General features: G+C 65.3%; 10 protein-coding genes. 4 read left to right on the forward strand and 6 right to left on the reverse strand.

Features of this window, described 5'->3' with window-relative positions:
* Nucleotides 1-215 precede the first annotated feature (215 nt).
* Nucleotides 216-1,868: an HD family phosphohydrolase gene (locus tag LE190_RS02820; protein WP_225237284.1), complete on the forward strand. Its 1,653-nt coding sequence runs from the start codon at nucleotides 216-218 to the stop codon at nucleotides 1,866-1,868.
* Here the strand turns inward: LE190_RS02820 and LE190_RS02825 are convergent.
* The 5 genes from LE190_RS02825 to LE190_RS02845 all read right to left on the reverse strand — a co-directional run bounded on the left by LE190_RS02825 (nucleotide 1,865) and on the right by LE190_RS02845 (nucleotide 6,348).
* A complete protein-coding gene (locus LE190_RS02825; protein ID WP_225237285.1) occupies nucleotides 1,865-2,668 on the reverse strand; it encodes a hypothetical protein in 804 nt (267 codons plus the stop codon). The genes LE190_RS02820 and LE190_RS02825 overlap by 4 nt on opposite strands.
* Nucleotides 2,669-2,757: 89 nt before the next feature.
* Entirely contained in the window at nucleotides 2,758-4,617 is a 1,860-nt protein-coding gene (locus tag LE190_RS02830; protein WP_225237286.1) for a PhoH family protein, read from the reverse strand.
* A gap of 242 nt (nucleotides 4,618-4,859) precedes the next feature.
* Nucleotides 4,860-5,330, reverse strand: coding sequence for a peroxiredoxin (locus LE190_RS02835; RefSeq protein WP_225237287.1), 471 nt, complete (start codon nucleotides 5,328-5,330; stop codon nucleotides 4,860-4,862).
* Nucleotides 5,331-5,516: 186 nt separating this feature from the next.
* On the reverse strand, nucleotides 5,517-5,891 hold the full coding sequence (locus LE190_RS02840; RefSeq protein ID WP_225237288.1) for an SMR family transporter: 375 nt from the start codon (nucleotides 5,889-5,891) through the stop codon (nucleotides 5,517-5,519).
* Between the two features lie 76 nt (nucleotides 5,892-5,967).
* Nucleotides 5,968-6,348 (reverse strand): Mth938-like domain-containing protein, encoded by a 381-nt coding sequence (locus LE190_RS02845; RefSeq protein WP_225237289.1) that lies wholly within the window; start codon nucleotides 6,346-6,348, stop codon nucleotides 5,968-5,970.
* A 193-nt stretch (nucleotides 6,349-6,541) separates the two neighbouring features.
* On the opposite strand from LE190_RS02845, the gene LE190_RS02850 reads away from it, so the two are divergent.
* The 3 genes from LE190_RS02850 to LE190_RS02860 all read left to right on the forward strand — a co-directional run bounded on the left by LE190_RS02850 (nucleotide 6,542) and on the right by LE190_RS02860 (nucleotide 12,027).
* On the forward strand, nucleotides 6,542-9,262 hold the full coding sequence (locus LE190_RS02850) for a DUF4214 domain-containing protein (protein WP_225237290.1): 2,721 nt from the start codon (nucleotides 6,542-6,544) through the stop codon (nucleotides 9,260-9,262).
* A 183-nt stretch (nucleotides 9,263-9,445) separates the two neighbouring features.
* Complete coding sequence (locus LE190_RS02855; RefSeq protein ID WP_224942807.1) at nucleotides 9,446-10,672, forward strand: pyridoxal phosphate-dependent aminotransferase; 1,227 nt, start codon at nucleotides 9,446-9,448, stop codon at nucleotides 10,670-10,672.
* Between the two features lie 35 nt (nucleotides 10,673-10,707).
* Nucleotides 10,708-12,027, forward strand: coding sequence for a homoserine dehydrogenase (locus LE190_RS02860; protein ID WP_225237291.1), 1,320 nt, complete (start codon nucleotides 10,708-10,710; stop codon nucleotides 12,025-12,027).
* Nucleotides 12,028-12,090: 63 nt separating this feature from the next.
* On the opposite strand, the gene LE190_RS02865 is transcribed toward LE190_RS02860, so the two are convergent.
* The gene (locus LE190_RS02865; RefSeq protein WP_225237292.1) at nucleotides 12,091-12,318 is read right to left on the reverse strand and encodes a hypothetical protein; all 228 of its coding nucleotides are present in this window, start codon (nucleotides 12,316-12,318) and stop codon (nucleotides 12,091-12,093) included.
* Nucleotides 12,319-12,422 lie beyond the last annotated feature (104 nt).

Consider the following 12,422-nt stretch of genomic DNA (forward strand, 5'->3'; position numbering starts at 1 on the left):
GCCGGCAGGATGCGAGGTGACCGCGCAGTGATCGTTATGCTTTTGAACATCAAATCATCATAGCGGGTTTGTCCTGAAAAGCGTCTCAAATTTGTAATTTTCGGGCTATTTACCCAACGCCCATATACAGCGAGACACAAGAAAGCTACACTCCCTAAAATTGCTTTTTGACAAATAAAATTGCTGTATTGGTATGTATCGCAGAACCACCCATCATGGATGAGCTGAACCCCGAACAGATTGCGCAGCGCCTGCACCAGCTGACCGAAGTCAGCCTGGCGCTCGGGTACATGCACGGCGCCGCCGCCCGGCTCGACCCGCTCGATCCGCTGCTCGACCGTATTCTGCGGGTCGCCAAGCACATGACAGGCGCCGATGGCGGTACCCTGTACCGTCCAAGCGAAGACCGCAGCCACCTGTGCTTCCACATTTCGATCTACGACACCCTCGGCATCTGCCAGGGCGGCGTGGGTGGCGCGCCGATCGCGATGGCGCCAGTGCCGCTTTACGACGGCCACGGCAACCAGAACGTGAGCTCGGTGGCAGCCTATGCTGCCAACTTCCACCAGTCCGTGAACATCGAGGATGTTTACCAGGCCGACGTGTTCAATTTTTCCGGCATCCGCCGCTTCGACGCCAGCTTCGGCTACCGCTCGCAATCGATCCTGACAGTGCCGATGGCCGACCACGAAGGCGAGATGGTCGGCGTGCTACAGCTGGTCAACGCCAGGACCCCGGCCGAGGGCGGAGCGGCGGGCCGGATCCGCTCGTTCACCGAGACCGACCAGCGCTTCATCGAGGCGCTGGCGGCGCAGGCCGCGCTGGCGCTGACCAACCAGCTCCTCGTCCAGCAGCTGGAAGACCTGCTCGAAGCCCTGGTCAACCTGATCAATATCGGCATCGACGAAAAATCGCCCTACACGGGCCGCCATTGCCAGTTCGTGCCGGAACTGACCATGATGCTGGCGGAAGCGGTGCACCAGACCCGCAGCGGACCGCTGGCGGACTTCCGCATGACCGATGCCGACCGCAAGGAGCTGTGGCTGGCCGGCCTGCTGCACGACTGCGGCAAGATCACCACGCCGGTGCACGTGGTCGACAAGTCGACCAAGCTGGAAACCATTTTCGACCGCATCGCGCTGATCGACACGCGCTTCGAGGTGCTGTTGCGCGACTGCGAGATCCGCGCCCTGCGCGCGCGCTGCGCGCCGGACGCCAACCCGGCGGCGATCGACGACCGCCTGCGTTCGGAACAGGGGCGCCTGCGCGCCGATCGCGACTTCCTGCGCCGCGCCAATGTCGGCAGCGAAGGCATGTCGCCGGAAGACCAGGCGCGCGTGCGGCGCATCGGCGCCTACCGCTGGACCGGTCCCGACGGGCAGGAGCAGCCCTTCCTCGGCGCGGACGAAGTGGAGAACCTGACCGTGCGCTTCGGCACCCTGACCGAGGCCGAGCGCAAGATCATCAACAACCACATCGATGTCAGCGTGCGCATGCTGGAGTCGCTGCCCTGGCCGAAGCACCTGAAGAACGTGCCGGAGTACGCGGGCGGCCATCATGAGCGCATGGACGGCAAGGGCTACCCGAAAGGCTTGATGGGCGAGCAGATGTCGGTGCAGGCGCGGATCATGGCGATCGCCGACATCTTCGAGGCCCTTACCGCCTGCGACCGGCCCTACAAGAAGGGCAAGACGCTGGCCGAATCGCTGCACATCCTGGGCCGCTTCGCGCTCAACGGCCACATCGACCCGGACCTGTTCGACATCTTCGTGCGCGAGCGGGTCTACTTGCAATTCGCGCACAAGAACATGGATGCGCGCCAGATCGACGCGGTCGACGAGACCCGCATCCCCGGCTACCGGCCCTAGGATGCCTGGTCCGCACGCCCCGGCCGGCGCGCCCGCTGCAGCAGCACGCCCTTGACGCCCAGCTGCACCGCGAGCGCCGTGACGGTGGCCAGCGCGAACGCCTGGCCGAGCGGCTGCGTGCGCAGCAGCAGCGACAGCGCCATGCAGAAGGCCGCGAAAGCAAAATAGCCATTCACCATGCCCCTGAGCAGGGCCACCGCGAAACCGGGACCGCTGGCGCGGTGCGAGAAGCCCACCAATACCGTACTCATCACAGGGAACATCGCGAACAGGCCCGCCAGGCGCGGGCCGATGCCGGCCGCGGCATGGCTCACGCCAAGCGCGAGCACGGCGCCGGCCAGCATGCGCCAGGGCAGGTCTGCGCCCGGCTTGCCGGTGGCGGCGCGGGGCGATGCCGTGGCCGGGGCCGGGGCCGGCCCGAACAGGCGGGGCGCCAGCAGCAGCGCCAGCAGCACCGCGGCGAAGGCGGGCCAGGGCGCCAGCGTGGACGCCTGCAGCAGCGCCACCGCCAGCGCATAGGCGAGCAGGGCGGCCAGCATGGCACGCGCCATCCCGAACCGGGCGCAGCGCGCATAGGCGATGCTGAACGCCAGGATGGCCAGCACCGCCAGCAGGGTGTTGGCGCTGGCCGCCGCCGCGAAGTCCGCGCCCTGTTCGAGCGCGATGACGAGCAGGATCGGACCCGAGACGATGGGGAAGGCGGACAGCCAGCCGGCCGCCGCCGGCCCCCAGCGCCGGCCGGCCAGGGTAACGAGGGCAATCAGGGAAGGGACGAGCAGGAGTTTCAGGAGCAGGATCATGCGGCAGGAATAGAGGGCGGAAATGAAAAACGCCCGCCTTGCGGCGAGCGCTCCGGAACATGCCTGCAAGACTGCAGGCCGCGGCAGGCTTACAGCACTTCGCTGGCGTGGTCGGCCAGGCGCGAGCGTTCGCCGCGTGCCAGGGTGACGTGGCCGCTGTGGCTCCAGCCCTTGAAGCGGTCGACCACGTAGGTCAGGCCGCTCGAGCCCTCGGTCAGGTAAGGCGTGTCGATCTGGGCGATGTTACCGAGGCACAGGATCTTGGTGCCAGGACCGGCGCGCGTGACCAGGGTCTTCATCTGCTTCGGCGTCAGGTTCTGCGCCTCGTCGATGATGAGGAACTTGTTGACAAACGTGCGGCCGCGCATGAAGTTGAGCGACTTGATCTTGATGCGCGAGCGGATCAGGTCTTGCGTGGCCGCGCGGCCCCAGTCGCCGCCGTCGCTGTCGGACTTCATCAAGACTTCCAGGTTGTCATCAAAAGCGCCCATCCACGGCGACATTTTCTCTTCCTCGGTGCCTGGCAGGAAGCCGATGTCCTCGCCCACCGGCACCGTGACGCGGGTGACGATGATCTCGTTGTACTGCTTGGTCTCGAGCACCTGGGCCAGGCCCGCGGCCAGCGCCAGCAGGGTCTTGCCGGTACCGGCCTGGCCGAGCAGGGTGACGAAATCGCACTCCGGGTTCATCAGGAGGTTCAGCGCGAAGTTCTGCTCGCGGTTGCGCGCCGTGATGCCCCACACGTTGTTCTTGTTGTGGCTGTAGTCGCGCAGGGTCTGGAGCACGGCGGTCTTGCCGTTGATTTGTTTTACCTGGCCATAGAAGGGCGCTTCGCCGCCCTGCGGCTCGATGAACACGAACTGGTTCACGAGCAAGGTCGGGATCACCGGGCCGGTCACGCGGTAATAGGTGGCCGAACTGCCGTTCTTGTTTTCCTGCCAGGACTCCATGTCCTTGCCGTGCTTGTTCCAGAAATCGTCCGGCAGCTGGACGATGCCCGAGTACAGCAGGTCGGTGTCTTCCAGCACATGGTCGTTGAAGTAATCCTCGGCCGGCAGGCCCAGCGCACGCGCCTTGATGCGCATGTTGATGTCTTTCGACACCAGCACGATGGCGCGGCCGTCCATCCGGTCTTCGAGTGCGCGGACGACGCCCAGGATCTGGTTGTCGGCCTTGCCCTCGGGCAGGCCTTCCGGCAGGGGCGCGGAATCCAGATTGGTCTGGAAATACAGGCGGCCACGGGCATCCTTGTTGCCCAGCTTGGCCAGCGGAATGCCGGCCTCGATCGCGTCGTCGTCGACATTGGCGATCAGGGCGTCGAGGGTACGTGCCACCTGGCGCGCATTGCGCGCGACCTCCGACATGCCCTTCTTGTGGTTGTCGAGTTCTTCCAGCGTCATCATCGGCAGGTAGACGTCGTGTTCCTCGAAGCGGAACAGCGAGGTCGGATCATGCATCAGGACGTTGGTGTCGAGCACGAAGACCTTGGTGGCGCCGAGCTTGTCGGCCTTGCGGCTGGTGGAGGACTTGACCGTGACTTCGACCGGCTTGTGCTTGGCCGGATGCGGCTGGTCCGCGTCCGTCTCGCGCAGACGGGCAGCCGGCATGCGCTCCCCGGCACCGTCCTTCGACTTGCGTGCCGGCGCTTTGGCCAGCGGGGCCTCGTCCGCGGGCGCAGCCGCGGCAGAAACGGCGACTGCGTCGACCGGAGCGGTGCCGCGCACGCCGGCGGCCGCGTCATTGGCGGCGGCCGGTGCGGCCTTGCCGCGGCCCCTGGTGGCGCGGGCCGGCTTTGGCGTGGCCACGGCCTGGCCGCTGATCAGTTCTTCGAGTTCGGGTTCGCTCTTGGCGGACGCGGGGCGCACGGGCGACTTGCCCGGTTCGGCCTTGGGGTAATCCTTGGCCAGCAGCATGGTCGCCGGCTTGGTTGGCATTTTTGGCAGTGGCATCAGGTTCTCGATTCGAAAATGGACTTAAATGGACGTGCGGGCGCTGCCAGGGGCACTGCCAGGGGCGCGCCGCTGCACGAAAACGATGCTACTTGGGGGATTGCTGAGGCAAGGGCTGCAGCCGGAGGATGCCGGTCCGGCTGGCAGCGGGAGATAGCGTGCTGATGGGTTGCGGTGTGACTCAAAATAGGTGGCAGGTATCCAGCAGGTTGATCAACTGGTGGAAAGGAGAGCCTTCCGTATCAAGGCTGGCTCTTCACATATTCCAGCACTTCGGCCACGTGGTCGTTGACTTTCACGCCACGCCATTCTTTCACCAATCGGCCTTGAGCGTCAATGATAAACGTACTGCGCTCAATGCCGCGCACTTGTTTGCCGTACATGTTTTTCATCTTCATGACACCGAACTGCGTGCACACCGTTTCCTCCGGATCGGAGATCAGTTCGAAGGGCAGGCCGAGCTTGGCCTTGAAGTTCTCGTGCGAACGCAGCGAGTCGCGGCTGATCCCGTAGATCTCGGTATTGGCCGCCTGGAACTCCGGCCAGGCTTCGCGGAAGGCGATGCTTTCCGTGGTGCAGCCAGGGGTATTGTCCTTCGGGTAGAAGTACAGCACGGTGTACTTCGCTGGACGGCCTGCCAGCTGGAAGGTCTGGTCGCCCGTCATCGGGGCGGAAAAGTTCTCGACGGTTGCGGCGGTTGGGCTCTCGGCCACGGGGCTCTCCTGGTGTCATGGCGGCGCTGCCGCCGGGTCCTGCGGAGCAGGGTAGGGATACCGGAATGATAATCGCCGCCGCCGCCCCTTGCTAGTCCTGCGTGGACGGGGTGTTTCCCGGCGATATGGTGCAGGTTTTCATTTCTTCAAGATGCAAAATAGAAATATTTATCGCCGTGGTGGTGATCAGCTGCGTGCCAGCAAAACTACGCCCAGCATGATGACCCCGATCGCCAGCATGCGCTGGGGCGAAATGACTTCGCCCAGGAACATCCAGGCGCCGAAGGCACCGATCACGTAGCCCAGCGAGAGCATCGGATAGGCAACCGTGACGTCGGTGCGCGACAGGCCGAGGATCCAGACCACCAGCGAGACGCCGTAGCACAGCATGCCGACCACGATCGGCCACTGGGTCGCGACCTTCAGGCCGGTGGCAAGCCAGTTGTCGCGGGTCAGGTGGATGGCGCCGCCGAGGGCATTGGTACCCGCCTTGAGCAGCAGCTGGGCGGCGGCGTTCAGGATGACGCCGGTGATGATGAAGGCAAAGGCCGATGGGTTCATGTTGCGATTGTCAGGGGTTGCACAGGCAAGGCCGGGCCCGCCGCACACGGGTGCGGGAGCGTCCAGCCATGCGGGCTCAGGCGCCGGCGTCGATGATCAGGGCCAGGGTGACCTTGCGCCCTTCGCCCATCAGGACGTTGTAGGTGCGGCAGGCGGCCTGACTGTCCATGCAGTCGACCCCGACGTGCATGGCCGACAGGCTGGCCACCAGCTTCGGATGCACGAAGCGCTGGCGCTCGCCGGTGCCGAGCACCACCACATCGGGCTTGTCCTTCGCGATCTCCTCGAAATGGGCGGCGCTCAGGTCTTCGAAGCGCGCCACGTTCCAGGCGCGCGGGGGCGTCTCGGGCATCACGGTCAGGCTGTACTGGTAGCGCTGGGCATTGATCTCGACGCCGCTGGCATCGTAGCCGGTAACGGTCTGGTATTGCTGGGTATTGTCGGAATGAAGCTTCATCGTCGGGTGTGGCCGGATCGAAAGCAGCCATTGTAACCGGAGCGGCCGCCCGCTTCGCATGCCCGGCCCGATATTGCGGTGGGCAGGCTTGTCTGTATGGCCATCCCCCCCATGCCGGGGGGTATTCCGGCCAGGCATCTGTATGGGTTAATGCGCTCTGTTCGTTCCAGCAAACTTAACCGGGAAACATCACATGGCTCTCTACACCACCGCAATCCAGAAACTCTATGTCGCCTACTTCAGCCGTCCCGCCGATGCCGGCGGCCTGGCATGGTGGGAAGGCATCGTCGCCGGCGCCAACGGCGACACCTCGATGATCTCGGCCGAGTTCGCCAAGTCGAACGAATACCAGCTGACCTTCGCCGGCAAGAACAACTACGAGATCGTGCGCACGGTGTACATCAACCTGTTCGGGCGCGAGCCCGAGGCGGCCGGTGTCGACTTCTGGTCGAACGCCCTCGACAAGCGCCTGATGACGATCGACGTGGTGGTCACCGAGATCGCCAAGGGCGCCCAGAACGAGGACCTGAAAGCCTTCAACAACAAGGTGACGGCCGCTACCGCCTTCACCGCTGCGCTTGACACCCACCCGGAACGCGCCGCCTACCTGGGCGACGAAGCGCACGCCGCCACCCGCGCCTTCCTGAAGCCGATCACCACCGACGCCTCGCTGGCCGAGGCGATCACGCCGGAGAAGCTGGCAGCCTCGGTGGCCGCCTTCGTCGCCGCCAGCCGCGCGCCGATCACCTTCGACCTCACCGCCAACGTCGATGCCGGCGTGGCCTTCACCGGCGGTGGCGGCGACGACACCTTCCGCGCCACCGCCGCGACCCTGGGCGCCGGCGACACCCTGAAGGGCGGCGGCGGCAACGACACCCTGGTCCTGGACGATGCCAATGGCAAGGGCCTGGCGGCGCTGCCGGCCGGCGTGAGCACCAGCGGCATCGAGAACTTCGTCGGCCGCTCGGGCGCCGGCTTCGGCAGCGCCGGCGCGGCCTACGACCTGAGCGGCCAGGCCGACATGCGCACCCTCAGCTTCGACGCCAAGGGCGCGGTCAACCTCAAGATCGGCGACGCGGCCAGCGCCAGCATCACGACCACGGCGGGCGCCGTGACCGTGGCCGGCGGCAAGGCGATCGCCGTCAGCGGCCATACCGGCGTGGCCACCCTCACCGGCAATGCGCTGACCAAGGTCACGCTGGCCAACACCAGCCAGGACGCCACCATCGTCAACGCCACCGCCGGGCATACGCTCGACCTGGGCCTGGCACTGGTTACCGGCGGCGCGACCATCAAGGACGCCGAAGCCACCACGGTCAACCTGAGCACCAGCGCCCCCGAAGTGACGATTCCCGAACAGGTGCCGGTGCGTGTCAAGGCCAACCTCGACATGGCCAAGGCGACCGCGCTGAACATCACGACCGTCGGCGGCCTGGAACTGGTGACCACGGCACTGGCGGCGGCCGATGCGCTCAAGACCATCACCCTCAAGGGCAGCGGCAGCATGCAGGCCGACCTGTCCGGCATCCTGCCCTTCAATGCCTTCGATGCCAGCACCTATGGCGGCAATACCCGGCTGACGATCGCCAGCGCCACCAACCTGTCGGTCAAGGGCGGCAGCGGCAACGACCACGTGGTCCTGACGGGCGCGCTGGCCGGCAGCGCCACGATCCAGCTCGGCGCTGGCAACGACGTGTTCGACTTCAGCCGCGCCGCGCAACAGGGCGCCAAGGTAGACGGCGGCGTCGGCGGCGACGACTGGATGATCGTCAACGACGCGGCCCTGCTGGCGACGCCGGGCCAGGTCTTCACCAACTTCGAGACCCTGGACTTCTCGAGCGGGAAGGGCGTCTACGACCTGGACAAGGCGGGCAGCGTGACCACACTGTACGCCAGCAAGCAGCTGCGCGAGGACGTCGAGTTCGTCAACGGGCGGGCGAACTCCAGCATCAAGCTGGTCTCGGAGCCGGTCAACATCGACGTCGACGGCAAGGCCGCCGAGTCGCTGTGGATGCGCGGGAATATCACGTTCGGCCTGAAGGACGCTTCCGGCGCCAACGACGTCCTGTCGATCTCGCTGACGGCGCGCGACGGCATCGCCAACGGCCTGGCGGACGGCCAGGTCGAGGTCAACACCATCGAGGCCAAGGGCATCGAGACCATCAACCTGCATTCGGCTGTCGGCATGGTCGAGCAGGGCAGGATGGCGGCCGACTATGCGAATGCGATTTCCTACCTCAACATCGATGGCGCCAAGACCCTGAAGGTCACCGGTAACGCCAGCCTCGACCTCACCGCCGTGTATGCCAGCACGCTGTCGCTGTTCGACGCCAGCGCATCGGGCGGGGACATCGATTTCGCCGGTGTCGTCAACACGGCCGACGGCGTGGCGAGCCGCCTGACCTACCTGGGCAGCGCGGGCAAGGATGGGGTCGAAGGCACCGACGTCGGCATCGTCTTCCAGGGCAATGGCGGCAAGGACGAGCTGATGCTGTCGCGCGAGGAGGGTGTCGCCGACATCATCCGCTTCGCCAGGGCCAGCGATTCCTATTTCGTCCCGGGCAGCAATCCGGTCGACCAGATCGACACCTATTACTACTTCCAGTCGGGCGTGGACAAGATCGACCTCTCTGGCCTGCACCTGGCGGCCGGCGCCAACCGCGCTGCGATCACCGTGCACGACATGTATTCGAACAACTGGTCGGCGCTCAACGACGTGATCGGCAATGGTGCGGGCTTCTTCAACGATGGCGGCACCAATCGCTCGCTCGCCTTCGGCAGCTTCGGCGACAACGACGGCTACCTGTTCGTCGACATCGATGGCGACGGCAATTTCAATGGCGGCGTGGACATGGTATTCCTCATGTACGGGAACACCGGCGCGCCGAGCGTGGCCGACTTCGTCTGGGGCTGAAGCCGGGGCGGGATGCTGTCTTGCTGCATCGCGGGAGCAGGGCTCAACATGGCCGAGGTTGCTTAAATCGGTCGCTTTCGGCAGAATGGTATTTTTCGCACTGCAACAAAAGTGCGCCGATTGCGACCCATTGCGACCCATTGCGGCATGCCTGCCGCATGGCGCCACCATACCGAGGGCATCTTGCGACCGATCCTGAAATCGAACAAGCTCGACGACGTCTGCTACGAGATCCGCGGCCCCGCCCTGGAACGGGCCCGGACGATGGAGGAAGAGGGGCAGAAGATCATCAAGCTGAACATCGGCAACCTGGCCGTGTTCGGCTTCGATCCGCCTGACGAGATCGTGCACGACATGATCCGCAACATGCACGGCGCGGCCGGCTATACCGACTCGAAGGGCATGTTTGCGCCGCGCAAGGCGGTCATGCACTATACGCAGAGCAAGAACATCGCCGGGGTCGGCATCGATGATATCTACCTGGGCAATGGCGCCTCGGAGCTGATCGTCATGGCCATGCAGGGCCTGCTCAACAGCGGCGACGAAGTGCTGGTGCCGGCGCCGGACTATCCGCTGTGGACGGCCGCCGTCAGCCTGGCCGGCGGCGCGCCCATTCACTATGTGTGCGACGAGGGCGCCGGCTGGCTGCCCGACATCGACGACATGCGCCGCAAGATCACGTCGAATACGCGCGCGATCGTGGTGATCAACCCGAACAACCCGACCGGCGCCCTGTATCCGCGCGAAGTGCTGCTCGAGATCCTCGAACTGGCGCGCCAGCACGGGCTGATCGTGTATGCCGACGAGATCTACGACAAGACCCTGTACGACGGCGCCGAGCACGTGTCGCTGGCCTCGCTCGCGGACGACGTGCTGTGCGTGACCCTGAATGGCCTGTCGAAGAACTACCGTTCCTGCGGCTACCGTGCCGGCTGGATGGTGGTGTCGGGCGAGAAGCGCCACGCCAAGGACTACATCGAGGGCCTGAACATGCTGGCCTCGATGCGCCTGTGCGCGAACGCGCCGGGCCAGTTCGCGATCCAGACCGCGCTCGGCGGCTACCAGAGCATCGCCGACCTGGTCGGTCCCGGCGGGCGCCTGCTGAAACAGCGCGACCTGGCACACAAGCTATTGACCGATATTCCGGGCGTGTCCTGCGTCAAGCCAAAAGCGGCGCTGTACATGTTCCCCCGCCTCGATCCGCAGATGTACCCGATCACGGACGACCAGCAGTTCATCTGCGAATTGCTGTCCGAGGAAAAAGTGCTGCTGGTGCAAGGCACCGGCTTCAACTGGATCGCCCCCGACCATTTCCGGCTGGTGTTCCTGCCCAATTCCGACGACCTGACCGACGCCTGCGGGCGCATCGCGCGCTTCCTGGACGGCTACCGCCGGCGCCACGGACGCTGAGCGCGTCAGCTCGTACCATCACAAGAAGCGAGATCATGAAACCCATCAAAGTAGGCCTCCTGGGCATCGGCACCGTCGGCGCCGGCACCTTCAACGTCCTCCAGCGCAACCAGGAGGACATCCGCCGCCGCGCCGGCCGCGGAATCGAGATCACGATGGTGGCGGCGCGCAAGCTGGACAAGGCGCGCGCGATCGTCGGCACCGGCGTGGAGGTGGTCGCCGATCCGTTCGCGGTGGTGAACAGCCCGGACATCGACATCGTCGTCGAGCTGATCGGCGGCTACGAGCTGCCGCGCGAGCTGGTGCTGCAAGCCATCGCCAACGGCAAGCACGTGGTTACGGCCAACAAGGCGCTGCTGGCGCTGCACGGCAACGAGATTTTCGCCGCGGCCCAGGCCAAGGGCGTGACGGTGGCCTTCGAGGCTGCCGTGGCCGGCGGCGTGCCGATCATCAAGGCGCTGCGCGAAGGCCTCACCGCCAACCGCATCGAATCGGTAGCCGGCATCATCAACGGCACCACCAATTTCATCCTGACCGAAATGCGCGAGAAGGGCCTGGATTTCGCCACCGTGCTGAAGCAGGCCCAGGAACTCGGCTACGCCGAGGCCGACCCGACCTTCGACATCGAGGGCGTGGACGCGGCGCACAAGCTGACCCTGATGTCGGCGATCGCCTTCGGTATCCCGGTGCAGTTCGACAAGGCCTACATCGAGGGCATCAGCCAGCTGCAGGCGCGCGACATCTCGTATGCGGAGCAGCTCGGCTACCGCATCAAGCTGCTGGGCATCACGCGCCGCACGCATACCGAAAAAGGGGAAGGCATCGAACTGCGCGTGCACCCGACCCTGATCCCGGCGGCGCGCCTGATCGCCAACGTCGAAGGCGCGATGAACGCGGTGCTGGTGCAGGCCGACGCCGTCGGCGCCTCGCTGTACTACGGCAAGGGCGCCGGCGCGGAACCAACCGCCTCGAGCGTGATCGCCGACCTGGTCGACGTGACCCGCCTGGCCACCGTCGATCCGTATTGCCGCGTGCCGCACCTGGCCTTCCAGCCGAACCAGATGACCGATGTCGCCATCGTGCCGATGGACGAGATCACCACCAGCTACTACCTGCGCGTGTATGTGAAGGACCAGCTGGGCGTGATGGCCGACCTGACCCGCATCCTGGCCGACGCCGGCATCTCGATCGACGCCGTGCTGCAGAAGGAGCCGGGCAACCAGGTCAATCTCGACATCATCATGCTGACCCACCAGACCCGGGAGAAGAACATCAATGCCGCGATCGGGAAGATCGAGGCGCTGCCTGCCGTCATCGGCAAGGTGACCCGCATCCGGCTGGAAGCGCTGGCCTGAGGCCGGCGCGCTGTGCCGCACTGAACATGATTCGAATTTCGGGGCAACAGCCCTGAAATCGAATCATTTGTTTGGGCCGCCCGGGTCGGAACGTGTGCCAGGACAAGGATGGCAGCGAAACTCGAGAAGGGTCCGCGCGCGCGCGCCGGTGACTGGTGGGGGCGCCGCGCCGTCGTCGAGGAAATCGTCATCCAGCAAGGCCGGCGACTGGTCCAGCATGTCGTCTTCGATGTGCTCGAACAGGGCGGTCGTCACGCTCGCATAGCACAGCAGGAAGTTCGAAGAGGCCATTTGCGGATTCTATCCCGCATCGCCGCCCACAATCCCTGGCCATGCCAGGGCATTGATCCACTTCAACCAAGTTGCTCAATGCGTCTTTCCATGCGAAAACTCGC

This window comes from Massilia hydrophila, from assembly GCF_020208145.1.
GTDB classification, from domain to species: Bacteria; Pseudomonadota; Gammaproteobacteria; order Burkholderiales; family Burkholderiaceae_D; genus Telluria; species Telluria hydrophila.